Origin of the sequence: Nocardia sp. CY15, from assembly GCF_009829295.1 — a bacterium.
Classification (GTDB): Bacteria; Actinomycetota; Actinomycetes; order Mycobacteriales; family Mycobacteriaceae; genus Nocardia; species Nocardia sputi.
On the sequence record NZ_VUOT01000009.1, the window covers coordinates 1 to 24,207 of the forward strand.

A 24,207-nucleotide genomic window follows, 5' to 3' on the forward strand; every position below is an offset into this window, starting at 1 on the left:
CAACTCCAAAACCGAAGCACTGCGAGTACTCAAACGTCATCTCGCCGACGTCGTCTACCACCGGCTCCAGCAAACCAAGCCCCACACCACTTGCCACGAGGCCGCAGCTTGACATAGGAGATTCACGGCGGTTCTTTCGGCTTACGGCGGACGTGGGAGTTGGCGCTTCACATCCTGCCGCCGAAAGAACCGCCCCTCAGCACACCACCCCTGCACCGCGTCACCAACGTCACGACCCGCAACAGCTAGACGGCTACATTGCGCATGGCCGCCGCGACACTGTTGGCATAGGCGATACGTTGCCCTCGCGCCGCTCCGTCGCTTCTTTCGTAATATCGATCGAACACCGCCGCCGCGGCAGCGGGCGTTTGCGCACCCCGGAGATGTCCGTAGGCGGAGGATTCATTGGTCCGCAGTTCGTACATCATGAAATCGACCTGGACCTTCCAGTCGCTGACCGGCTTACCCTGCGCGGCGGCGTAACGCTCGAGGTTCTTCCGTCGGCCGCCCAGCCACTGGCACAGACCGATCGCGCCCTCGCGCGCGTTGTACGCGCCGGTGTTGAAGCCCGACTCGACCTTCATGTTGCCCACGATCCCCGCCGCCTGCGCGGGTGTGAGCCCGTATTTGGAGACGAGGTACCGGTAGATGTCCGCGGGCTGGGGATTCGAGCCTCCTGGGAGGTTGTCCGTTCCGGGGGTGCCGGTTTTGGGTGGTGTGTAATTCCTACCCGCGATGTTGTACAGATACTGCTTGGTCAACCGATTGATCGCACCGGCAATATCATCCGACTTCGCCTGCCCACCCGACACGATCGCATGCGCCTTCCGCAACGCAGCAGTCAAAATCTGATGCACTTTCTGCTGCCCAGCCTTCGTATACGCCTGCGGCCCCAACTCCGCCAACGCCACATTCACCTCACGCACCAACCCCACGATCGCCTTCTTATCGACCTTGTTCGACCCCGCCAACCCCCGCATATACGACACCAACTGGTTATCCACATTATTGAACGCCTTCGCCGCATTCCGCTGAAACAACCGCTTCGCCCGCACCGCCCGCGCCGTCTCACCACTCCCACCACCCGGCGAAATCCCCAACTGCTGCTGCAACTCCCGCACCCGCGGATCCGACGGATCCCCCTCCCCATACACCCCCTCCAACTGCTTCAACACCTCCAACGCCCGCACCGCCTCCGGCGACAACCCACCACCGGCCACACCCGACCCGTCGACTCCCGCGTTCGCCGCCACCGGCGCAGCCCCACCCCCACCACTCCCACCACCACTACCCAACCCAGACAACGCCGACGCGATCAACGGCAACATCCCCATCGCCATCATCCCCGCCATCGGCAACACACCCGCCACCAACGCCGGATCCACCAACGGCCCCGGCTCCGGCCCACCCTCCCCCACCGGCGGCGCCTGCCCCACCCCCGGCGCCACCACACCACCCGGCACCACATCACCCGGACCCGGCAGCGACTGACCCGGAACACCCGGACCAGGAGCAGGAGCAGGAGCAGATTGAGGCTGACCAGCAACCGGAGGAGCCACACCAGCCTGAACCGGAACCCCGGCCTCCCCGCCACCATTCGGCTGACCAGACCTCGTTTGCTCCGGCCCGGGAGATCCGGGTTGCCCCGCTCCAGGGGAGGGACTGCCAGGCTGACCCGGCATCCCACCCGGTCGCGGCCGCTGCTGATCCGGCCGGTGCGTCCACGGTGTCACGGGTCCCGGCGGCGTCTCGGGATCCTCACCGGTCTCTACCTGGGGCTCTACGTCTGTCGGGGGCATCGCTTACTCATCACATTCCACTGCCGAGTACTCGCTTCACCCGCACGTCGTTCGCGTTCGGGATGGCCAGCTCGACGAGTTCACCGGTCGGCGCATCGGTGGTGACGAGCCGTGTGTCACTGACGGCGATGCCTACCTGGGTCGGCGCGTTGTTCCGAAAATTCCAGAAGACCAGGTCGCCCGGAGATACCGCGGCGAGATCCACCCGATGACCACACGCGCCTTGTGCCGCCAGGGTGTTCGGCAGCACGATTACCGACGCATCGCCGATCTCCCCACATGCCCGCCGCGCCGCACCGCTCGATTGCCCCGCACCACCTCCGGCCGGCGGCTGCGCCGCCGTGCCCTCGGTAGTCGCGCATCGACCTGTCGTTTGCGCGGCCGAGGCGTGGTAGATCACCGATCTGGTGAACTCCGCGGCGGTCTCACGGCCACCGGAGCCGCTGCGGGCCCCACTCGCCGCCAGCTGTGCCAGCGCGAGCTGACGCGCACACTCCGCGCCGATGCCCGAATTGCCGGTCAGTAGGGGGACATTCTGGCGCGGCGCGAGTCTCATCGCTGTGGAGCAGGAACGCAGCCAATCGGAGGCGTTGGTGTCGTCGGGTGCGATGGTCAGTTCGGCGTACGGATTCGTGGTGGGAGCGGTGGTCACCCCCGCCGCCGGTGTCCTCGGCGCGGTCGGCCGTACCGCCGCCGCGGCGCGAGTGGGCGTCACGGTCACGGAGGGGTCGGGCCCTACCGCACTGTCGCACTGATAATGCAGGTCGGAGGCGATCGCGGAGGCCGTGTTGCCGATGATCACCACCAAGGCCACCAGGACGGTCGACACGATACTCGCGGCTCCCAGCATTGCCCATATCCAGAACGGCATCACCACGAGCGTCCAGAGACGTCCGATCATCGCGTACCTTTCTGTGTAGTCCGAGTCCTCGTCCGGAATTCGAAATGTCGAGGCGGGTCAGCGGCTCCGGGCATTCCTGAACTGCTCCAGCAGGTGGTTCGGAATCGGTTGAAGCGGCTGCGCCGGGTTCGGCTGCGGGAGCGAGACCACACCCGTCGTATGCCGTTGCGCCTGCCACTGATCGGTCTGGGTGGCCTTGTCGATCTCCGAGCGGAGCACACGAATCCGCTCGAAGTCGGTCGGATCCTCAGCCACCCACGCTGTGGCCGCTTGCACCCGCAGCGCGTGCTCGTTGGCGATCCAGCTCCTCAATCGATCCGCGTCCACCTGAGTCAAGTCCGTACCGCCCATCCGGATTCTCGCGGCTCCTGCCTCGGTGATCGGCCCGTCCACATGGTTTTGCAGCGTTTGGATCCATTGCTTGGTCGGATTATCGATGTAGTCCTCGCCGAGCGCGCGCAGGTCGTCCGAGATGCGGACACCGCCGGGGTAGTCGCCTCGGTACCGCGCGACGCTGGCTTCCAACCCGTACAACCTGGGCCTGGCCCATTCCGGATTCAGGTAGTCGCGCTCGAAATGCTTGTGCGCGGCAAGCACTCGTCCGAGGTGCTTGGATGCCAGCGGCTCGTCATCGGCGTGCCGGATGATATCCGCTCGCGCGATGGTCGCCTTCTGCCCTCGGCCCCAGCTGAAACCGGCCATCCGCAGGGCGGACTGCACGCCGCCCATCATGCCTGTGACGTGCGCGACGTTCTCCGCGGCGAAAGCGGCGGCTCGTTCGCTACCGCGGCGAGATCGAGACCTGGCGATGCCGGACCGCGCGACATCACCGGCGGATACGCGATCGTACAGGTTACCGAGCCCAGCCTCTCTCATGTCTCGCGTACTCATGCTCTTCGCCTTGTTCCGCTTGTCGAGGTGTTCCACCCGCGAGAAGGGATTCAACGGGTTGAGGCGGCCGCCTGCGATCCATGCGGTGAGCGGCGAGCTGTTGATCGTGCTCAGCGCGCCGAGCATCGCGAGCGGGGCCAACGAGTTGGCCGCACCCGCGTTGCCCATTCCCAAACCCATACCGAGTGGGCTGCCACCGGCAGCGCCTACCCCCTGTCCGGCATTACCGGACTGTATCGCCGCCCCGATGCGGTTGACCACCCAGTCGTTCGCATCGTCGATGTTCCTGCTGATGCGGCGCAACTGAACGATGGCGATGACCTCCACGCCCGCGCCGATGACGAAGACCACCATGATCGAGTCGCCCGCCGATCGGAACAGACTGCCCAAGAACAGCTCATAGAACCCGAGGAAGATCACGAAGAAAGCCATCTTCCCGGCGGACATGAAGCCGTGCACCACGCAACGGACGGTGAATGTCTGCGTCGGGCCGTAGATGTACCCGCCCGCGGCGAATCCGAAGATCGTCATGAATCCGTAGTAGACGAGATCGAGGACCGCCCACATGATCTTGATGGACAGGTACGCGGCGAAGGCCAGGAGAATGATCGAGCACAGCAGCAACAGCAACCCGGCTCCGATTTGACCGACGCTCGGATTCTGGGTCGCGGCATACGCGGTGCTGTCGCCGCACGACCTCATCCCGTTCTTGACCCGGTCTTCGTCACCGGACCTCATGCCGGCCGTCCACATCGCCCGACAGGATGGGTTCTTGTCCACGACGTGCCCGAAATTCCACACCTGCAATGGAAGACGGGCGAAGTTGTCCGCCCTGCTCGCCTGCATGGTGCTGAGCAACTGATTCGGGTTCGGGTTGCTGTTCCCGTTCAAACCCGCGGCCACAGACAGCCCGAGGTCTCGGCCCTGAACCAGCACTCCGTGGTCGGAGAGAGCTTTGGACAGCGGATCGGACAGGAAGACCGTCCCGAAGATCGCGACCATCACCATCATGAGGACTTGCCACGCGGCCTTGGCATGGTTACCGCGCACAATGAAATACCCGACGAAGAACGCGCCGATCGACACGGCCGTCGCCGCCATCAAAGGCGTCGCGATCTGGGCCGTGACGTTCGTGGCCATCCCTCGCAACGGTGCGCTGAACATGTTCATCCACCGGAAATCGAGCGTCTGATCGGGAAGCCAGAGCCCGGCCGTCACCAACGTCAGCCACGGAACGAAGACGAGAATCAACAGGCCCCACAGCAGCATATTCCCCGGATTGAGCACTCCGCCGCGATCGGTCACGAACGTATAGCTCGAAACATTGACTCCCTGGGAGTCTTTGATGTTCATCCAGCTGGTCGCACTGTTGGGCGCCGACGTCTGGACCAGTGTGCCGTTTTGCGCGATGGACACCGCGTGAATGAAGCCGGGGAAAACGAACAGCAGGAAGAGCGCGATGAGGATCCACGCGATTCGGCGACGACGACGGGACGCGGCGACCCAGGTCCGGAACCGTCGGAATATTACCTGCGGCCGCCAACGCTCGGTGTCTAAGAACTGTGGTTCCCAAGGCATCCCGAAGGAAGGCTGATCTCTTCGAACGCTCGAGGCACGCAACGATCTCATGAACGTACCGACCGCTCCGGTAGCGCCGATCGCATGCCGCTGACGCTGGTGGGGGTGCTGGTGATGGCCGCGGCGCGGTCCGGACGCGCCGGACCGAGAACTTTGCCCCGACCGATGCGGTTGAGTGCGTCACGCATGAACATCTCGCCTCGTCGCTCCTCGGGAATCTGGCGACCGGGTCCGACCGGAGGCGAGGTCTCTTCCCGTAGGATCTGCAACAAGAAGGGAGCTTCGTCCAGGTCGACGCCCAGCCACTCCAAGCTGTTGCGCGCCAGTGTCTCGTCGCGCTGACGGAAGACGAACCGGTTCGGGATGAGGTTGTGCGCCGCGCCCTGGAAGTCGGTGGCCGGGTCGTGCGAAGCGAGCCCGATCGCGGCCAAATGCTTACGGCCGTCGCGACTGAAATCCGACGTAACTGCCGAGCCGACCTGCGTCTGCGTGAAATGGTGCGCTTCGTCGCCGACCAGCAGGCCGAATCTGCCGTTGTCGGAGAGGAATGCCTCCCGCGCCGCGACACCGACCAACTCGTAGAGCGCGGTACCGAGCCGCTTGGTCAACGGCAGCCGGTTGTACAGGTGCGGAGTGGTCAGTTCCTCGGCGGTGGGCAGTTGCAGGTGGTGGCTGCGCACGACGGTCGCGGCGGCGTCGAGGCGCAGCGGTCGCAGCGTGGGGTCGAACAGCACCGGCACCCGCTCCACCACGGTGCTCAGCCGTGCGGCGAGATCGGCGTACTCCTCCCCCCGTTCGGGGTGCTCCCGTAACCGGCGTACGACGTTGAACAGATCGAGCAGGCTCTTGATCTTGTGCTCGGCCATGCCCCTGGCGGACAACAGATTGCTCACCGCTGCGCCCGCGCCCGAGGTCGGTGAAAGATCCAGCAGCGGAAGGATCGAGTCCAGCGCACGCTCACCCGCGATCCGTGGGTTGAACAACCGTAGCGGGTCCAGCGACACCGTGGGATTGGCCAGGTCGATGATGACCGCGTCATCGATCGACCGCGCGAAATGCTCCCATTCGCCGACCTGACTGCGGTCGATAGCGAGGAACTGCCCGCCCATGTCGTGCACGAGCACAGCCATCAGCTTGAGAAAATACGACTTCCCCGAGCCGAGTTCGCCGGTCACCGCGAACGAGGCGGACAGGTCGTGCAGCGCGGCCTCCATGATGCCGAAGTGGATCGGCTCGAAATGCCCCGACAGCAGGTTGACCCCGATCACCGGGCCGCTGTCGTCACCGATCTGACTGGTGGTGAACGGCACGAAAGCGGCCCACATGTCCGAGGGGACGATGTGCGCGAAGTCGTCGAAAGCTCGGCGCGGCGGGCTACCGGGGATCAGCATCGACCAGAGGTCCACTTGCGCGCCGACCGGAGCCGTCATGTCGACCTGGAATCGCTTGTACCGACGCTTGAGGGTGTTGACCGCGTCCATCGTGGCGTCGCGCGAGGGGCCGCCGATGGCGATCACAGTGGTGAACGAGACTTCCGATTCGCCGCCGTTTACTTCGAAATGATGGTTGTACTCACCGAGCATCTGCGCTTTCGAAGCAAGCGTGTTCTGCGCGAACGAGACCTCCTGATCGCGCTGATCCATTTGCTCGCCCAGCCTGCGCAGGTTGAGTTCGTTGTTCTTGAGCACCAGTTCGGCGGGCTTGGTCGAGATCCGCATTCCCCAGTCCACGGTGACGTCGCCGAGACCTTCGAGCACGTTCAAGAACTCACTGCCGCCGGGAAACGTCATGCCCGAGTAGGGGAAGGAGTGGGGCGTCAGCATCGCCTGATAGGACGGGCGGTACTCGAAATCCGGCTGTACCACCTTGATCACAGGGACGAACGACGGCCGGATACGCCGGTTGCTATCGGCCTGGGCCCCCTCGTCGAGCGCGGCGGAGCGGAACACCGCGGCCGTCGCGTCGTCCAGCGCGCCCGCACGGGTGGGCGCCACCGGATCTCCGGCCGCGCCGCGGGAAAGATAATGCTCCCACAACCATTGGAACAACGCCGCGGGTACCGGGACCGGATCGAAGTCTCCGCCGATCCTGGACAGGATCTGGTTCGCCTTCTCGTCGTACTCATCCAGGTCGGCACGGGAGATCGCTGTCGCATCGATGGTGGTGGTGCTGCCACGCCACAGGCGCGACAACGCGGACATGCTGGAGTTGCTGGTCCCTACCGGGATCGAGAGCAGGAAGACGCGGGTCTGCGGCATGATCGCATGCACGCGCTCATAGGAGGCCACCACCTCGTCGGCGTAGTCCTCGCACTCGTCCAGGTCGACGCCCTCCACCATTTTGGTGAGCACGTCGATCGTGTTCAGCCGCGCCTGGATGCCCAAAAGCAGCGACCCACTCGGCAAGTTCGTGATCAGCGAGTGGTGCGCCATCTTCACGTCGTATTTGTCGCTCGCCTTGCGCAATCCGTAGCCGAGCGGATTGATGAAGTAAGTGGCGGTGACCAGGCCGGAATGGGTGAACTGGAGATTGCCGCGGATCGCGGCCGTGGGCTGTAGATCTCGTCCGAGTGCCATCAGGGGCTTCCTCCGGGGGCTGGATCGCTGCCGTTGCCGTCGTTTCCATTCAGTCGCCGCCACAAGTCGGTCGCCTTGCCGCCCCCGCTCATCACCTCGAGCAGCCGGATACCGGATTTCGGCTCCGGGGTCTCCGCCGCGTCGACGCGGTCGGGCAGCAAGAGAACCACCGTCTCCTCGATGAACATGGTGTGGCGGGCCGAGTCACCGGTGATCGGCATGCCGGAGGCCGACACGGGCTTGCGGTAGACGACGAGCCTGCCCAGCCATAAAGCGCGGGAGGTCATCCGAACCCCGGTGTACGGCACGAGTCCTAGGACGAAGACCGCCAGTATGGTCATCGCCAGACCCGCGATGAAGGTGACGGCGGGATTGACCGGGAAGGCCATCGCGCACACCGAGGTCACCGACATCATCACCACGGCGGCGGCGACCTGGGGCAGGGTGTAGGGGCCGAACGGGAGTTTCTGCCCGTTCTGCGCCTTGCCGATCATCGTGGGCACACGTTTGATCGGCGTGAACACCTTGATCACTTGGGTCATCGATACCCGCCGATAGGGTGATCGGGGACTATGAGGTTGGCGTCCGTTCGCGCGTAGTTGATGGTCGTGGGCAGAATCCAGATCACCACCCCGGCCATCAACCCCGAGCCGAAGACGACGATGATCCGCGCCGGCGACAGTCTGGATTTCGCTGCCTCGGAGATAACCACGCCGATCGTGACGATGGCGATGATGATCATCCCGCCCCACCGGACAAAGATAAGGACGCCATAGAGGATGTTGCTGAGATTACCCATCGGGCTGCCTCTCGGATCAGTTCTGCGTCGCCGGCGGAATCGTCACCGACGGCGAGGAAGACGAGGTCGAAGTGGGCGGTGCTCCACCGCGGGAATCCTGGCCGACCACCACCGCCAGCGGACTCGACAAGGCGGGAATCGGATCTATCGACACCACCTGCCACTGGCCTCCGTTGCGGATCATGGTGAGCGGGTAGGCCAGTGTCGCGGCGGCGCCGGTGTCGGCTTTGGGGTTGACGGTGGCCAGCACTTGGGCCTTCGCGCCACCGGAGCCGCAGCTCGAATCATCCGTGGTGAGCGAGGTCAACTCGACGGCGGTGTAGGGAGCGGGTTTGAGTGCGGCCAGCCCGGCATCCGGTGTGGTGTATCGCGCCACGTCGCCGCTGCCTGCCAGCATGGCGCTCAGGAAACCTGCGGCGACCTGACCGAGTGGTGTGTCCGGTGCGCAGGGCGAGCCGTAGGCAAGCTTGAGGTCGACGCCCTTCGCGGGAGGCTGCACCACCGCGGGCATCGATAGCGCACGGAGCCGTCCATCCGACACCGACACCGCGACGCGATAGAACTGCCGATGATCCGGCGCGGCGGCGGCGCCGGCTTTGCCGACTCGCACCGAGACCGTCACCGACCAGACATCGACCGCGCCGGTCGACATCACGCGCGACACATAGGCGACCGACGGGTCGGACACTTGACGCGCGGACGAAGGCAAGGTGATCTGCTGGTTGGAGCCTACGAATTCGCCGATCCGATCCTGTTGCCCCGCAACGGCGGTCAGATAGGTGACGACGAACTGCTCGGCGAAAGAGCCCGCCAATTGGGCACGCCCGACAATTGCCGTCGTCGAAGCGTCCGACGGCGGAGGCGGGGGGGTGTCGAAGACGCTGAGAACAGCGTGGCCGCCGCCGAGCACGGCGAGTACTGCCAGTACGGCCACCACAATGTTGTCGCGACGGCGGCGTGCGGCCATCCGGCGAAGCAGTGCCTCACCAGAATCTGCCGGACTACGAACCACTGTCCTCACTCCCGAAATGGTAGAGAGCACAGTCGTTATTTAACCGGCCGGTAGTTCCCAGCGATGGGAATCAAACGTCAGCAGGCGGGGTTGCTTTTCATCCTCCCCGCGAGCCAATGCCGCAATTGTTCGTCATAGCCGATCGGCGCGCTGCGCTGCCGCGACTCCAGCACCTGGCGATGGGTTTCCAGCAGCGGGACGTCGTCAGCGGCGCGAACCAGCTGCGCGATAGCCAGCTGTCTGCTCGAGTACCCGGGATAGGGGTAGAGCAGGAGCGATGTGGGCGTGTAACCACCCCCGTAGTTGAGCACCCGCAGAGTCACGCCCGCGCTTTCACCGGACCGCAGCCGCTCGCCGAGTTCCGCGAGCCGGGGACGGTCGTCGGGATGGAACACGTCGACGGGCCGGAAGAGATAGTCCCACCTGACCCACGGTGCGGGATCGGTGAGCCAGTGCGAGATGCTGGTGCGCTCGAGTTGCACCACGGCCAGGTGCGTTCCTGCCCGGCGATGCGCCTCGCGCAACCCGATTCGCTCCAAGGTTGGCCACGCCGGCGGTGCGTTCTCCGAGGTGACGTCCTCGATCAACCACCAGGCGCCGCGGGTGCGCTCGTCGTCACGGGCGCGAATCGTGATCCGCCACTGCGCCGGGCGGCCGAACCCGTGCACCACGGTGGTGTCGAACTGCATCCGGTCACCCGGCTTGGGGTCGTAGAGGAGATCGAGAACCTCCGCATGCCGATCGAAGCTCGACACCCGGTGGAACAGTTCCGCGATCGACAGCCTCGGGACGTACTGTTCCGCGGCGCTGCCGGACAACCGCGTGATACCGCTCGGTTGCTGGATTGTCTGACTACTCAAGTCCCAGATGGCGCCCACCGCCGGGCGCAAGGTGGGCACCCGTTCGGACGCCGGGCCGAGCCACAGCCGCACAGCGTGCACGTCACCGGCCGGTCCGAAGATCGGACGGATGAGCAGTTGGTGCTTGCCAGCGCGCGTTTGAATGACCAGGTCGACATCCTTGGCTTGATCATGCGCGGTGTGAATCGCCTCCGTCAATCCCGCGGTCGTTAGCTTGTCGTACAGGGCGGGCGCTTTCGACAGCGTTCGCTGCAATACCCGCTGCCAGCTCGCGAACTCACGCGGCGCATCCCCCACCGACGCCACGGACATGCCGTCCGGCGCCAACGTCTCGATAGTCACCCATGGAATCACTGCGCCACTTCGCTTCGCACTTGCCCGTACCCAGCCGTTCCTCCGGATCCGCTCCAACCCGGATGAGACAACATGTGACGTTAGGCAATGTACCGTTGTTCAGCGGCTCAATCAACTCCTAAGGAACACGCCGCATTGCTATGAAGTGTGCAGCACGTTCATCGAACACCATGGGGATGTTCATTTTGTTCACGTTAAGTTCAGTGCCCACCTGGCCGAGACCGGCCCGCGACCTGACGGCACACCGAGCGCAAACCGGCGGCAGTGACTCGAACAGCGGCTGAAAACGAGGTAGATGGCATTCACGTAGCTAATCCTGCAGCTAGCTATATCCCTCTCTCGCAGCGGGATACCCTGAAGTACGAACGGCGTCACGCTCCGATGCTTGCCGCCAACACGCCGGCGCCCGCGAGCACTGCGATATCGCCGAGTTCGGAAGGAATGACTCGCAACCCCGGCAGATAGCTCAGTCTGGCGTGCGTGGCGACCGCCTCGCCCAGCGGTTTCCACAGGGTGGGACCGCCTTCGGCCATCGAGCCGCCGATGACGACGAGGTCCATGTCGAGCAACGCCGCTACCGATGCGACAGCTCGGCCGAGCGCCGTACCCGCTCGGCCGAGCGCAGCGGCGGGAATGGCGTCACCAGCACGGCCGGCCTCTACGAGGTCGGACACCGAGGTGCCGGTCCATCCCTGCTCCCGAGCCCAGCGCACCGCCGACGCCCCACTGGAAACGGCCTCCAGGCAGCCGCGCCCGCCGCATACGCAGCGTTCGTCGAAGCCGGGAACGAGAACATGGCCGACATGTCCCGCGTTGCCGGTCCGCCCGACCACCGTGAATCCGCCGACGACGACTCCGCCACTGATGCGGTCGGACACGGTGATCACCATGGCGTCCATCACCGTGTTCAGGACGCCGAGGCTCCGCTCGGCCAGCGCCAGGCAGACTCCGTCCAGCGCCAGCTGAATTTTTGCGGTTGGAAACAACTTTCGCGCAGCGTCCACGATCGCGAAACCCGCACGCCACTCGGGCACGTCCGCGGGTGCGACAACACCCGCCGCCATATCGATCGGTCCCGCCGAGGCGATGCCGAGGGCGGTGACCTCGCCCCCACCCGCGGCTTCGAGCAGGATGTCCCGGCAACGGTCCCACGCGCCGGAGCTGGGGATCGGGATCCTCCGGATCTCATCCTTCTCGACGTCGTCGGCGACTCGGCACGCCGCGAACGTGGAGGACCCGATCTCCAGGGCCAGCAGTGTCATGACTTACGCACCGTTCGAGGGACTAGGCGGCAAAGGTTCACGCAGCATAGTCACAGACCGTCGGTACCGGTCGGCTTCAGGGGTTGCCCGAGCACGATGTGCCTGCGGGGCGCGGGAAGCGTGGACACGGTGCGCAGCGGCCGTGAGCCGTTGCGGATGATGCGCATCGGGCGCTTGTGGTCGATCGGAGCGGCACGGTGCCGGTCGAGATTCTCGATGACGCTGCCCGAGTTGTCGTAGGCGACGCCCGCCCAGATCATCGCGCGGGGACCGTCACCGCGGGTGGTGAGCGTCTGCGCCAACTGACGGCACTGCACGAGCAAGGGGCAACTCTGACAGGTGCGCACTGCCGCTCGCCAGGCATCCGGATTCCCGGTGTCCATGTCCCAGTTGTCAGGGACGTCTGCGCACGGGGGTCGCTGGTTCGACTTTGCCGGAATCGACGAGATATTTGCTGGGGCAATGGATCTCGTGTCCATCGGAAGGGTTCGCGTAATGCTCATAGCCATCTCCGGGGATGCCTTGCACACACCTGTGGCAGGTGCGTGGCCCATGAATCGGACGGTCATCAGGGCTGCTCAACAGTCCCCGGTAGCCAGCCGCGATAAGCTGGTCTACGCCACGGTAGCCCACTGTTGCCCAGCACACAAGATCTTGTACCGCTGTGTAACGGCTCGTTGACCTCCGAGCAACACCTGGCTACTGTCTTTAACGGCACGTTATGAAACGGACCATTTTCCAGGCGGGCCCGACTATGGTTTCCTTTTAAACATGGCTGCAGACTCTGAATTCACGATCGACGAACTGGCGCGGGCAGCCGAGACCACCGTGCGCAGCGTCCGCGTGTACCACGAGCGAGGTCTCCTGCCCTCGCCGGAGGTGCGCGGGCGGATCGGGTATTACGGGTCCGACCACCTCAACCGGCTGCAAACGATCAGCCGCCTGCTGGGGCGGGGCATGAAGCTCAACGGCATCAGGGAGTTGCTGGAGGCCTGGGATCGCGGCGACGGGCTCGCCGACGTACTCGGCGTGAAGAACGCGAACGCGAACGCGGCCGAAGCGGACCCGGATGCCACCACCGAGCCACAGGACAGCTACGCCGAGCTGCCCGACTACGCCAAGCAGGCGCTGGCCTCCAGCGAGGATCCGCTCGAGGCCTACCGCGTGACGAACCCGCGCTGCTGCGATCTTGCCACCCGGCTCACCGACACCGGGCTGCCGATGCAGGACACGTTCCAGTTGGTCGAGCGTCTGCGCGCCGACTGCGATCGCATCGCCGACCGCTTCGCCACCGAGTTGTTCTTCCGGCTGGCCGGGCAGACCTACGAGGAGTCCGCCCGGACTCCCCGGGATCGCACCAAGCTGGAGACCGACCTGGCGATCGCTCGCTTGATCGTCACCCGCGCCGCTTCCGAGCTCATCGATCAGGCTTTCGCCCGGCACTCCGAGCTGCCGCCGCCCTCGGTGGCCTCCAGCCCGCAGGCCCAAGTCGAGCAGTGACGCCGCGGCCACGAACTTCGGATACCTTCGACCGTTCTCGTATTTCCCTACCGCCCTGTCGAATACTTACGTAGACAATCCTGTTCACGTCATTCCGGCAGCGCGGCGAGGAATGTGCGGTAGCCCGGCTCGGTTCGTCGAACACAACGCGCCCGGCGAATGGCCGAACCCACCTACGCATGGCCTGTGCCGAAGAGTTGCCATGAGATGCCCAGCGGCAGGCCCCACAGGCTCAGCCGGAGGCGACACCGCCGCGTCGACTCCGTGCACCCGTTCCGCCTTCCCGCCCGCGAAACGCGCTGGCACACCTACGCCTACCGCTCCGAGCATCGAAGCGGCCGAAGCGTTCGGCACTACTGACGACGCCGGACGAAAGCCGAGCGCGAACCCCACCCCCGAACGATGGTCGGGGTGACAGGATTTGAACCTGCGACCCTCCGCTCCCAAAGCGGATGCGCTACCAAGCTGCGCTACACCCCGTGGCCCTCGCGGCGGCGGGGCGGCCGCCGACGAGGATGAATGCTCCGTGGAGCGGGTGACGGGAATCGAACCCGCACCATCAGCTTGGAAGGCTGAGGTTCTACCATTGAACTACACCCGCAGGCATACGACACCGATGGGATCGCCACGATGTCGTGTGCGATCCGACTGTACCGAACCCGGCTTCCGAAACGCCAATCAGGCCCCCGCGCAGCGAGATCTCGCAGGTTGCCCGTCGGAGCGCTCCGAGGTTGCCGCACCCAGTGTCGCACGGCTCGCCCGACCGGACGCGACGGCACGCTGGAGAAAAATTTTAGAGGCTATTTTTCATTGAAACTCTGGCGTGTCGGATTGCCGTGGGCGAAACTCGAATGACACGCTGGCCCCGGCCGGGAAACGTGGCTCACCCGCCACCTGTTCACGCCAGGAAACTTCGCTCGAGGGAATTCCGATGAGGACCGCACGACTCGCCGTCACTGCCGACACGCTCGGCGTGCCGGGGAGCCACGGCCACGACACCGGGAGCGAACCGGTGCGATGCGCGCCGAGAACGAGTCCACCCCTCGAATCGTCGGCTCACGACACGGCAACCCCGGCTCCGGCCGCGACGCCGCCGCGACCGGCCGGCGCGCACACTACCCGGCCGTACACCACGCGGTCGACCGATGCGAGCTGCGGCGTCTCGGCTCGCCCCAGCGCACGCAGCCACCCGAGCCCCACGGCAGGGAAGACCGCGAGTAGACGACCATCTACCCTGGAACGCCCAGGACATCGGCTCGGAACTCCGAACGGAAGACGAGGACGTCGCGTGCGAGAACAGATTCTCGTGACACCGGCGCCACGGGGCCTGCCCGGACCACCCCCGTGGCGCGCGCATCACTGTCCGCACACCTCCTACAGCGTGTCGTCAGCGCGTCGCGGCGCGATTTTGCAGCGAACGACAATCGGGTGTAACACCTACGCGACGGGAACGAACACGTACCCGATCGCTTTTCGCGAGGCATCGAGAACACGTTGCAAATCGTCGCTTTTCGATGCCGAGCGGCTTGCTAGGATCCTTTTTGCCGGACGGGGGTATCTGGAAAGGGGGCGGTGAGCGTGCGCCGAACCAGGTGGACACAACCGCGTAGCAGTGGGAACGATCAGGGTGACGCCGGCGCCTGTGTGAGTACAGCGCATCTGGGTACCGACGTCGCTCACACCGGGTGAGTCCGATGTCGACCGGCATCGAGCCCCCGGTAGCCACCATGGCCCGCGCCTGGGCACGGGCGGTCTGCGCCGAGCCCGGGTCGGGCGCGGCGCCCCATCAGCTGGAACCGGTACTGATCGAGATCGTCCAGCGCCTGCTCACCCTCGCCGCGTCCGAGCCGTTCCCCGTGCTCGAAGCGCGAATGCTCGGCGCCCGGCTCGCCGAGGCTCCCTTCGACCGGATCCGGATGCTGGCGCAGGCCACGCGCTGGCTGCTCGGTTTTCCGTCCGGCCCGCCCGGCTCCCTGGTGGCCACGCGCTGGCCGTTCATCGCCAGTCAGGCCATCGACAGCTACGCCCAGGCACTGCAGGAGCGAGCCCTCGCGCAACAAGAACAGAACCTGTCGGCGAAGGTGTCGCTGCGGGTGCAGGAGATCGCCGCGTTGCAGCACCGGCTGCGCCACGAGGCCACTCATGACGCGCTCACCGACCTGGCCAACCGGACGCTGCTGCAGGACAAGGTGCGCATGATGGCCACCGACCCGACCCGCGGCGTCGGACTGCTGCTGATCGACCTGGACCGGTTCAAGCAGATCAACGACGGATACGGGCACGCGATCGGTGACGAGGTGCTGGTCGAACTGGCGGGCAGGCTGCGCGAAGCCTGCCCGCCGGACACGGTGATCTGCCGGTACGGCGGCGACGAGTTCGTGCTCGCGACCAATCCGCACCGCAACAACCTCGGTGACCTCGCACACCGGATCGTGGCCGCACTGCGCGACCCGGTCTGGTCCTCGGCGGGGCCGGTTCCGGTGTCGGCCAGCGTCGGCACCGCCTACAACCCGCCGGGCAGCCCGTTCGATTTCACCGATCTGCTCCGCCGCGCCGACCGCGCGATGTATTCCGCGAAGACGGCCGGTGGTCGCCGCTTCGCCCTCGCGGACGAGCCGGACATCGACACCGCTGTCGCGGGCTGACAGGCACGGCGATCCGGCGAGCTCACCCGGGTTGACAGGTGGGGCACCAGAAGAGATTCCGGGCCTGCATCACCTGATGGGCGATCGGCGTTCCGCACAGCCGGCAGGGCTCGCCTTGACGGCGGTAGACATAGGTGCGCGGACGGTCCGGGGCGTAGGAGGGCTCGCCGTGATCGTGTTCGGGGCGCACCACGACCATCTTTCCGACGCGTACCCCCACCCGCATCAGCGCGACGAGATCGGTCCACATCTGCGCCCATTCGCCCGCGGACAGATCCGCGCCGGGGCGATGCGGCGAAATCCCATGGCGGAACAACAGTTCCGCGCGGTAGACGTTCCCGACCCCGGCGACCACCTGCTGGTCCATCAGGAGCGCGCCGATCGGTCTGCGGGAGCGATGGATGCGCTGCCATGCCCGGTCGGTATCGGCGCCGCGCCGCAGGGGATCCGGGCCGAGCCGGGCGGTGAGCGCGGCGACCTCCGGCGGGAGCAGGATCTCGCACGCGGTGGGCCCGCGCAGGTCGGCGCCGAAACCCGGCTGGCCGTCCGGTTCCCCGAACATGCGCATCCGAACCTGCCCGACCGGCTCCCCCATCGGCAGCCCGGATTCGGTGAACGTGCCGTAGAGGCCGAGATGCACGTGCACGACCAGTCCCGACTCGTAGTGGTGCAGCAAGTGTTTGCCCCACGCCTCGGACCTGGTCAGCACCTGGCCGTCCACCCGGGCCGCGCCCGCGGCGAACTTGCCCTGCGGGCTCGATACGCGCACCACACCGCCCGCGAGGCGACGCTGATGCAGCCGCGCGAGGCGGTGCAGCGTATGTCCTTCCGGCACAGCCGGTTACGACCCCGGTCGGCTCAGTACGCGGGGACTTCCGGGGCGACGCCGGTCTTCTCGTACTCGGCGAGGATGTCGATGCGACGCTGGTGGCGCTCCTCGTCCGACCACGCGGTGGTCACGAACGCGTCCACGATGGCCAGCGCCTCCTCGGTGGAGTGCATCCGGCCGCCGATGCCGATCAGCTGCGCGTTGTTGTGCTCGCGGGCCAGCTTGGCGGTCTCGACGCTCCAGGCCAGCGCGCAGCGGGCGCCGGGCACCTTGTTCGCGGCGATCTGCTCGCCGTTGCCGCTGCCGCCGAACACCAGGCCGAGGCTGCCCGGGTCGGCGACGGTGCGGCGGGCCGCCTCGATGCAGAACGCGGGGTAGTCGTCGAGAGCGTCGTATTCGAGCGCGCCGCAGTCGACGACCTCGTGGCCCGCCTGCTCCAAGTGGGCTTTGACGTGATTCTTCAGTTCGAAACCGGCATGGTCGGCACCCAGGTAAACGCGCATGGCAGGCATTGTGTCAGGCGGCCGGGAGGGGACGGCCAAGAGGGCATCCCCGGCGATTGACACTGCGGTCTGCCTGCGCGAATCGGCTGATACGCCAGTTGTGTTCGCGCCATGGGCCCGGCGACACGGCCGACGCACCGACCCCGTTCCCGGCAACTGAATAGAGTTCATCCCATGCAGCCGTTCGAACCCCAGCCACCCGACCAGGCGGGCCCACAGACCGATCCGTATGCCCCGCACGGTGGGTGGGCCCCGGCTCCGCAGACACCTGCCGCGCCCTACGGCCAGCCGTACACCTCGGGCTCGTATCCGGCCGCACCCTCGTCTCCGGCTCCGTACGGCTCCCACCCCGGCGCTCCGGTGCCGCCCGCGATGCCGCCGCAGCGGCAGCCGCGGGGGCTGTCACCGTTCGGCATGCCCGCCCGGCACAGCTGGGAGATCCCCATGCTCGTCATCGTGGTGGTGCTCACGGTGTTCGCGTATGTGATCGCGCTGGTGCTGTTGGCGACCGGCAACTTCGACCAGTACGTCGTGGCCTTCGCGGCCGCCCCGCTGCTGCTGTGGTTCGGCCGCGGCGTCAATTACGCCAGTCAGCGGGTGAACGGCGTGAAGATGTCGCCGACCCAGTTTCCCGAGGGCTACCAGTTGGTGGTGGACGCCGCCGCTCGCTTCGGCATGGCGAAGGTGCCGGACGCGTACGTGGTGCTCGGCAACGGCCAGATCAACGCGTTCGCCAGCGGACACGGCTTCCGCCGCTATGTGGTGGTCTACAGCGACCTGTTCGAGGTCGGCGGCGCCGCCCGCGAACCCGACGCGTTGGCGTTCATCATCGGCCACGAGGTGGGCCACATCGCGGCCGGACACACCTCGTATTGGCGGCAACTGGGCATGTTCCTGGTGCCGTTCCTGCCGATCATCGGCAGCAGCCTGATCCGCGCGCAGGAGTACACCGCCGACAACCACGGCTACTGCAACCGGCACACCGGAGCGCCCGCCGCCATGGGCACCCTCGCCGCGGGCAAGTACATGAATCGGCTGGTCGGCTTCGACGAGATGGCCGATCGGGCAGCTCTCGAGAAGGGCTTCTTCGTCTGGATGGTGAACGCCCTGTCCAGCCACCCGGTACTCACCTGGCGGATGTGGGCGCTGCGCGATCGCAGCAGGCACGGAAAAATGTTCCTGCGCCCGGAACCGCCCGCGGGCGCAGGCGCGCCCGCGGGTGGTTATCCCTCTTCCTACGGTCAGGCGCCGGCGAGCCCGCCGAAGTCCGTGCTCTGACTGGGGCGGTCGCCGTCCGGCGCTCAGTCGAACGACGGGTCTTCGGTCCGCGTGCGCTTCAGCTCGAAGAAGTGCGGATAAGAGGCCAGCGCCACCGCGCCGTCCCAGACCTTGCCCGCCTCCTCGCCACGCGGAATCCGGGACAGGACCGGACCGAAGAACGCGGTGCCGTTGATGTGGATGGTCGGGGTGCCCACGTCCGGGCCCACCTTGTCCATGCCCGCGTGGTGACTCTCGCGCAGCGCCTCGTCGTAGTCGGCGCTCTCCGCGGCCGCGGCCAGTTCGGCGGGCAGGCCTACCTCCGCCAGCGAGTCGGCGATCACCGCGGCGAGGGACTCCTTGCTGCTGTCGCGTTCGTACTCGGCGCGCCGGTTGTGGATGCGGGTGCCCATCGCGGTGTACAAGGGCAACAGCACCTTGTCGCCGTGCTCCCGCGCCGCCGCGATCGCGACGCGGACCGGTCCCCAGCCCGTGTCGAGCAGTTCCTGGTACTGCTCGGGCATGTCCTTGCCCTCGTTCAGCACCGCCAGGCTCATCACGTGGAAGCGGGCTTCGATGTCGCGCACCTGCTGAACCTCGAGGATCCAGCGGGACGTGATCCAGCACCAGGGACACAACGGGTCGAACCAGAAATCGGCGACGTCCTTGGCGGCTTTCTCGGTCACAAGCGGCTTCCTCTCGATCGCACGCGGACGGACGGCGCGCACACGCTCGCCGCCCTACCGAGCAACCACGGCGGCCGGCGATTCGTTCCCACCCGGCGCGCCGTTTTCCCGAGCCGCCGCCACGGCTGCCAGTAGGGTTGGGCGGCAGGAGTCTGGTTCCCTTCGGAGTAAGGAGTCCGCTATGAGTTCTGACCAGCGTTTCGTCATCGTCGGCGGCGGACTGGGCGCGGCCAAGATCGCGGAAACGTTGCGAGCCAAGGACTTCCCCGGAAGCGTGACGCTGATCAGCGCCGAGGAGCACTTGCCCTACGATCGGCCGCCGCTGTCGAAGGACCACCTCGCGGGCAAGAAGTCGTTCACCGAATTCCTTGTCGCTCCCCCGCAGTGGTACCGCGACCACCACGTCGAAGTCCGCCTCGGCACCACCGTCACCGGCCTCGACCCCGGAGCGAAGACGATCACCCTGCCCGACGGCTCCACACTGCCCTACGACAAGCTCGCGCTCGCCACCGGTTCGACGCCGCGCACACTGTCCGTTCCCGGCGCCGACGCGCCGAACGTGTACACGCTGCGGACCATCGAGGACTCCGACACGTTGATCGAGTTGTTCGGCAGCGCGCGCCGGATCGTCGTCATCGGAGCGGGCTGGATCGGCTTGGAGGTCACCGCGGCGGCTCGGGCGGCGGGCGTCGAGGTGACCATCGTCGAACGCGCCGACTTGCCACTGCGGGCGGTGCTCGGCCCGGAGATGGGCCGGGTGTTCGCCGACCTGCACCGGGCCAACGGTGTCGACTTCCGGTTCGAGGCCCAGGTCGAGGCGATCACCACCGAAGATGCCATCGCGACCGAGGTGGCCAACGGTGTCCGGCTCGCCGACGGCAGCACGATCGAAGCCGACGCGGTGCTGGTCGCCGTCGGCGCGCGGCCGAACGTGGAGCTGGCCGCCGATGCCGGGCTCGGCGTGGAAGACGGCGTGCTCGTCGACGAGCGCCTGCTCACCAGCGATCCGGACATCGTCGCGGTCGGCGACATCGCCGCGCAACAGCACCCGGTCCTCGGCAGGCGCATCCGGGTGGAGCACTGGGCGAACGCGCTCAATCAACCAGCGGTCGCGGCCGCGACCATGCTCGGTGAGCAGGCCGCTTACGACCGGCTGCCCTACTTCTTCACCGACCAGTACGACCTGGGCATGGAGTACACCGGCTTCGCCACGCCGGGCGACTACGCCAGGGTCGTCGTGCGCGGCGACACGGCGGCTCGCGAATTCGTGGCGTTCTGGCTGGACTCGGACAACCGCGTGCGCGCCGGGATGAACGTCAACGTCTGGGACGTGACCGACCGGATCAAGGAATTGATCCTCGCGGGCGAACCGGTCGACCCGGATCAGCTGGCCGACACCACGACGCAACTGTGATGTGGATCACCGGAAAGACATGTCGGATCCACGCGCTGGGCTCCGACCCTCTTCGCGAGCGCCACCGAGGCGCTCGATACGGCCCAATGCCGCAGGAGAGGAAACGAATCGTGAAGTACATGCTGCTGAAGACCTACGGGCGCACCGCGTACTGCGACACACCGATCAACGAATGGTCCCCGGAAGAGATCCAGGCGCACATAGACTTCCAGCGCGCACTGGGTGCGCAACTGGCCGAGGCGGGCGAGTTGGTGGAGGCACAGGGGCTCGCCGGGCCGGAGGACGCGCGGATCGTCAGTTCGGACGGCCGGTCGGCCCCGGTGGTCACCGACGGGCCTTTCCCGGAGACCAAGGAGTTCTTGGCGGGGTACTGGATCGTCGACGTGGACAGCCCCGAACGGGCCTACGAGATCGCCGCGCAGGCCTCCGCCGCCCCCGGCCCCGGCGGTGCACCGATAGGCGAGTACATCGAAGTTCGCGCGGTGATGGGCGCCCCCGCCACCGAGCAATGAGCGACCGGCGTGCGGTGCCCGACGACACACCGCTCCCGGCGAGCACCGAGGACCTGCTGCGCGCGCTGGCGCCGCAGGTCCTCGGAACGCTCGTCCGCCGCTTCGGCGACTTCGACACCGCCGAAGACGCACTGCAGGAGGCGCTGCTCGCGGCCGCGACGCAATGGCCGCGGCAAGGCATGCCGGACAATCCGCGGGCCTGGCTGATCCAGGTCGCGCAGCGGCGCATGGCCGACGCCGTGCGCGCGGAAGTCGCGCGGCGGCGCAGGGAGACCACCGCCTTCGATCGCGAGGTGACCGACGCCGTCCCTGTGGACCACGACGACACGCTCACCATGCTGTTCCTGTGCTGCCACCCGGCGCTGTCGCCTGCCGCGGCCATAGCGCTGACGCTGCGCGCGGTGGGCGGGCTCGGCACCGAACAGATCGCCCGCGCCTTCCTGCTGCCGGAAGCGACGATGGCGCAACGGATCACGCGGGCGAAGAAGAAGCTGGCCACGGTGGAGCGCCCCTTCGCGCAACCGGGTGACGAGCGGTGGCGCGAGCGGCTCGGCGCGGTGCTGCACGTGCTGTACCTGATCTTCAGCGAAGGACATACCAGCAGTTCGGGGCCCGACTTGCAGCGCACCGATCTGTCCGACGAGGCGATCCGGCTCACCAGGGCGGTGCACCGGCTGTTGCCCGCGGACCCCGAAGTCACCGGGTTGCTCGCGCTGATGCTGCTCACCGATGCCCGGCGCGCGGCACGCACCGGAGCGCACGGCGAGCTGATCCCGCTGGCCGAACAGAACCGCGCGCTGTGGGATCGCGGGCTGATCACCGAAGGGACGGCCCTCATCACCGGCACGCTGGCGCAGGGCCTGCGCGGGCAGTATCAGATCCAAGCCGCCATAGCGGTCCTGCACGCCCAGGCCACCCGCGCCGAGGACACCGAGTGGACCAAGATCCTGGCGCTGTACGACCGGCTCGAGCGACTCTCGGACAGTCCGATGGTGACGCTCAACCGGGCGGTGGCGACGGCGATGGTGTCGGGACCGGAAGCCGGTCTCGCGCTGGCCGCCACGCTCGACGACCGGCTGGCGGGCACGCATCGGCTCGACGCCGTGCGCGGCCATCTGCACGAGATGGCGGGCGACATCGATGCGGCCGCCGCCTGTTATGCCAAGGCCGCGGCCCGCACGACGAGCACCCCAGAACGCGACTACCTCACCATCCGCGCCGCACGGCTGCGACACGCTCGTACGGATCTCGTCCGGTAGTTCCGGAAAGGCTGCTCCGGCCTCGCGCCTCTACGCTCGACCTCTCGCCTCGGGAGGCGATGTCGCCAGTCCATGCGGCGATGTTCGCCAGTCCATGCGGCGAGCGCGCCTCGCGCGCGACAGGACGCGGGGCGATGGCGGCGCGTTCGTACGAGCACGCGCCGCGCAGCAGTGGACGAGACGTGCCCCTGAACGGCGGCGACCAGGCAGACTACGCGTGTGGCAGACAAACACAGCGCCGGAGTCCTGCTCTTCCGCCGCGACTCGGACGGCGCCGTCGAGGTGCTGCTCGGGCACATGGGCGGCCCCTTCTGGGCGCGAAAAGACGCGGGCGCGTGGTCGATTCCGAAAGGCGAGTACGAGCCGGACGCGGAGGACGCACGGTCCGCGGCGAGCCGCGAGTTCACCGAGGAACTGGGACTGCTGGTCCCGGACGGTACGTGGCTGCCGCTGGGCGAGGTGCGATACGGAAGCGGCGCGGGCAAGAAGGTCCTCACCGTCTGGGCCGTCGAAGGCGATCTCGATCCCGCCGCCGTGGTGCCGGGAACCTTTCAGCTGGAGTGGCCGCCGCGCTCCGGACGGTTCACGCAGTTCCCCGAGATCGATCGCGCCGAGTGGTTCGACCCGGCCACCGCACGCGACAAGCTGGTCGCGGGCCAGCGGCCCTGTTTGGAGCGGCTGGCCGAGCGACTGGCGGACTGACCGCTACCTCGACACGTCCGCCCAGGTCCGGCCGGTGAGGAGTTCGTAGGCTTCCACGTACTTCTGGCGCGTCGCCTCGACCACATCGGCCGGGATCTGCGGGCCGGGCGGCTCCTTGTCCCAGCCGGTGGAGGTGGACCAGTCGCGGACGAACTGCTTGTCGAACGAGCGCTGCGGCCGGCCCGGCTCCCACTCGTCGGCGGGCCAGAAACGCGAGGAATCCGAAGTGAGCACTTCGTCACCGAGGGTGAGAACGTCACCGTCCCAACCGAACTCGACTTTGGTGTCGGCGACGATGACGCCGCGTTCTGCGGCGTGCGCAGCACCGCGGGCATAGATGTGCAGGGTCAGTTCGCGCAGTCGTTCGGCGACCTCGCGCCCCTCTTGGTGCACCACGTCCGCGAAGGTGATCGACTCGTCGTGCCCCTCGGACGCTTTGGTGGTCGGGGTGAAGATCGGTTCCGGCAGCTTGTCGCCCTCGCGCAGCCCGGGCGGCAGCGCGACCCCGGACACCGAGCCCGTCCGCCGGTATTCCACCAGCCCGGAACCGGTCAGGTAGCCGCGCGCGATGCATTCCACCCCGACCATCTTCAGCGGTTTGACCCGGATGCCGCGGCCCGCGAACTCGGCGGGCACGTCGGTGGCGGAGACGACGTGGTTGGGCACGTCGGTGAAGAACTCGAACCACCAGTTCGACAGCTGGGTCAGCAGGGCGCCTTTCTCGGGGATCGGCGTCGGCAGCACCACGTCGTACACCGACACCCGGTCGGAAGCGACCAGCAGCAGCGAGTCGCCGTCCTCGTACAGGTCACGCACCTTCCCGGCGTGCACATGCTTCAACGTCGAGCCTCCGAATCCGTGGTGGTGA

At 66.9% G+C, this 24,207-nt stretch carries 21 protein-coding genes and 2 tRNA genes; 7 read left to right on the plus strand and 16 right to left on the minus strand.

The features are described from left to right. Nucleotides 1-245 precede the first annotated feature (245 nt). The 10 genes from GVY39_RS13200 to GVY39_RS13245 all read right to left on the minus strand — a co-directional run bounded on the left by GVY39_RS13200 (nt 246) and on the right by GVY39_RS13245 (nt 12,355). Nucleotides 246-1,385 (minus strand): phage tail tip lysozyme, encoded by a 1,140-nt coding sequence (locus GVY39_RS13200; RefSeq protein ID WP_240679460.1) that lies wholly within the window; start codon nt 1,383-1,385, stop codon nt 246-248. Nucleotides 1,386-1,809: 424 nt separating this feature from the next. Further along, a complete protein-coding gene (locus tag GVY39_RS13205; RefSeq protein ID WP_159924077.1) occupies nt 1,810-2,700 on the minus strand; it encodes a hypothetical protein in 891 nt (296 codons plus the stop codon). Nucleotides 2,701-2,757: 57 nt separating this feature from the next. Then, a complete protein-coding gene (locus GVY39_RS13210) occupies nt 2,758-5,007 on the minus strand; it encodes a hypothetical protein (protein ID WP_159924079.1) in 2,250 nt (749 codons plus the stop codon). Between the two features lie 209 nt (nt 5,008-5,216). Then, a complete protein-coding gene (locus tag GVY39_RS13215; RefSeq protein WP_159924081.1) occupies nt 5,217-7,745 on the minus strand; it encodes an ATP-binding protein in 2,529 nt (842 codons plus the stop codon). Next, the gene (locus tag GVY39_RS13220) at nt 7,745-8,287 is read right to left on the minus strand and encodes a hypothetical protein (RefSeq protein ID WP_236565438.1); all 543 of its coding nucleotides are present in this window, start codon (nt 8,285-8,287) and stop codon (nt 7,745-7,747) included. Before GVY39_RS13220 ends, GVY39_RS13215 begins: the two co-directional genes overlap by 1 nt. Further along, entirely contained in the window at nt 8,284-8,544 is a 261-nt protein-coding gene (locus GVY39_RS13225) for a hypothetical protein (RefSeq protein WP_040865441.1), read from the minus strand. Before GVY39_RS13225 ends, GVY39_RS13220 begins: the two co-directional genes overlap by 4 nt. 16 nt (nt 8,545-8,560) lie before the next feature. Then, a complete protein-coding gene (locus tag GVY39_RS13230) occupies nt 8,561-9,511 on the minus strand; it encodes a conjugal transfer protein (protein WP_159924083.1) in 951 nt (316 codons plus the stop codon). A gap of 122 nt (nt 9,512-9,633) precedes the next feature. Continuing rightward, nucleotides 9,634-10,758, minus strand: coding sequence for a GAF domain-containing protein (locus GVY39_RS13235; RefSeq protein ID WP_159924085.1), 1,125 nt, complete (start codon nt 10,756-10,758; stop codon nt 9,634-9,636). A gap of 383 nt (nt 10,759-11,141) precedes the next feature. Further along, the gene (locus GVY39_RS13240; protein WP_159924087.1) at nt 11,142-12,032 is read right to left on the minus strand and encodes an ROK family protein; all 891 of its coding nucleotides are present in this window, start codon (nt 12,030-12,032) and stop codon (nt 11,142-11,144) included. Between the two features lie 50 nt (nt 12,033-12,082). Next, a complete protein-coding gene (locus GVY39_RS13245; protein WP_159924089.1) occupies nt 12,083-12,355 on the minus strand; it encodes a hypothetical protein in 273 nt (90 codons plus the stop codon). Nucleotides 12,356-12,803: 448 nt separating this feature from the next. Between GVY39_RS13245 and GVY39_RS13250 the strand changes: the two genes are divergently transcribed. Then, entirely contained in the window at nt 12,804-13,532 is a 729-nt protein-coding gene (locus GVY39_RS13250) for a MerR family transcriptional regulator (protein ID WP_159924091.1), read from the plus strand. A 403-nt stretch (nt 13,533-13,935) separates the two neighbouring features. Here GVY39_RS13250 and GVY39_RS13255 read toward each other — a convergent pair. Further along, nucleotides 13,936-14,012 (minus strand) — tRNA-Pro (locus GVY39_RS13255). 47 nt (nt 14,013-14,059) lie between these two features. Beyond that, a tRNA-Gly gene (locus tag GVY39_RS13260) sits at nt 14,060-14,133 on the minus strand. Between the two features lie 1,093 nt (nt 14,134-15,226). On the opposite strand from GVY39_RS13260, the gene GVY39_RS13265 reads away from it, so the two are divergent. Beyond that, nucleotides 15,227-16,177 carry a GGDEF domain-containing protein gene (locus GVY39_RS13265; RefSeq protein ID WP_159924100.1) on the plus strand — a complete coding sequence of 317 codons (951 nt, stop codon included), beginning with the start codon at nt 15,227-15,229 and terminating at the stop codon, nt 16,175-16,177. A gap of 22 nt (nt 16,178-16,199) precedes the next feature. Here the strand turns inward: GVY39_RS13265 and GVY39_RS13270 are convergent, their stop codons facing one another. Both GVY39_RS13270 and GVY39_RS13275 read right to left on the minus strand, forming a co-directional pair. Next, entirely contained in the window at nt 16,200-17,012 is an 813-nt protein-coding gene (locus GVY39_RS13270) for an Fpg/Nei family DNA glycosylase (protein WP_159924102.1), read from the minus strand. 23 nt (nt 17,013-17,035) lie between these two features. Beyond that, nucleotides 17,036-17,509 (minus strand): ribose-5-phosphate isomerase, encoded by a 474-nt coding sequence (locus GVY39_RS13275; protein ID WP_159924104.1) that lies wholly within the window; start codon nt 17,507-17,509, stop codon nt 17,036-17,038. Between the two features lie 174 nt (nt 17,510-17,683). Here GVY39_RS13275 and GVY39_RS13280 point away from each other — a divergent pair, with 174 nt between their 5' ends. Beyond that, nucleotides 17,684-18,787, plus strand: coding sequence for a M48 family metallopeptidase (locus tag GVY39_RS13280; RefSeq protein WP_321210346.1), 1,104 nt, complete (start codon nt 17,684-17,686; stop codon nt 18,785-18,787). 23 nt (nt 18,788-18,810) lie between these two features. On the opposite strand, the gene GVY39_RS13285 is transcribed toward GVY39_RS13280, so the two are convergent. Continuing rightward, the gene (locus tag GVY39_RS13285; protein ID WP_159924106.1) at nt 18,811-19,452 is read right to left on the minus strand and encodes a disulfide bond formation protein DsbA; all 642 of its coding nucleotides are present in this window, start codon (nt 19,450-19,452) and stop codon (nt 18,811-18,813) included. Nucleotides 19,453-19,633: 181 nt separating this feature from the next. On the opposite strand from GVY39_RS13285, the gene GVY39_RS13290 reads away from it, so the two are divergent. From GVY39_RS13290 to GVY39_RS13305, 4 genes are all read left to right on the plus strand, one after another. Then, the gene (locus tag GVY39_RS13290; protein WP_159924108.1) at nt 19,634-20,866 is read left to right on the plus strand and encodes an NAD(P)/FAD-dependent oxidoreductase; all 1,233 of its coding nucleotides are present in this window, start codon (nt 19,634-19,636) and stop codon (nt 20,864-20,866) included. A 110-nt stretch (nt 20,867-20,976) separates the two neighbouring features. Beyond that, nucleotides 20,977-21,378 (plus strand): YciI family protein, encoded by a 402-nt coding sequence (locus tag GVY39_RS13295; protein ID WP_195141292.1) that lies wholly within the window; start codon nt 20,977-20,979, stop codon nt 21,376-21,378. After that, nucleotides 21,375-22,637, plus strand: coding sequence for an RNA polymerase sigma factor (locus tag GVY39_RS13300; RefSeq protein ID WP_159924110.1), 1,263 nt, complete (start codon nt 21,375-21,377; stop codon nt 22,635-22,637). Before GVY39_RS13295 ends, GVY39_RS13300 begins: the two co-directional genes overlap by 4 nt. Before the next feature lie 219 nt (nt 22,638-22,856). Then, nucleotides 22,857-23,339: an NUDIX domain-containing protein gene (locus GVY39_RS13305; RefSeq protein ID WP_159924112.1), complete on the plus strand. Its 483-nt coding sequence runs from the start codon at nt 22,857-22,859 to the stop codon at nt 23,337-23,339. Nucleotides 23,340-23,342: 3 nt separating this feature from the next. On the opposite strand, the gene GVY39_RS13310 is transcribed toward GVY39_RS13305, so the two are convergent. Further along, nucleotides 23,343-24,179, minus strand: coding sequence for a phosphoribosylaminoimidazolesuccinocarboxamide synthase (locus GVY39_RS13310; RefSeq protein ID WP_236565439.1), 837 nt, complete (start codon nt 24,177-24,179; stop codon nt 23,343-23,345). Between the last annotated feature and the right edge of the window lie 28 nt (nt 24,180-24,207).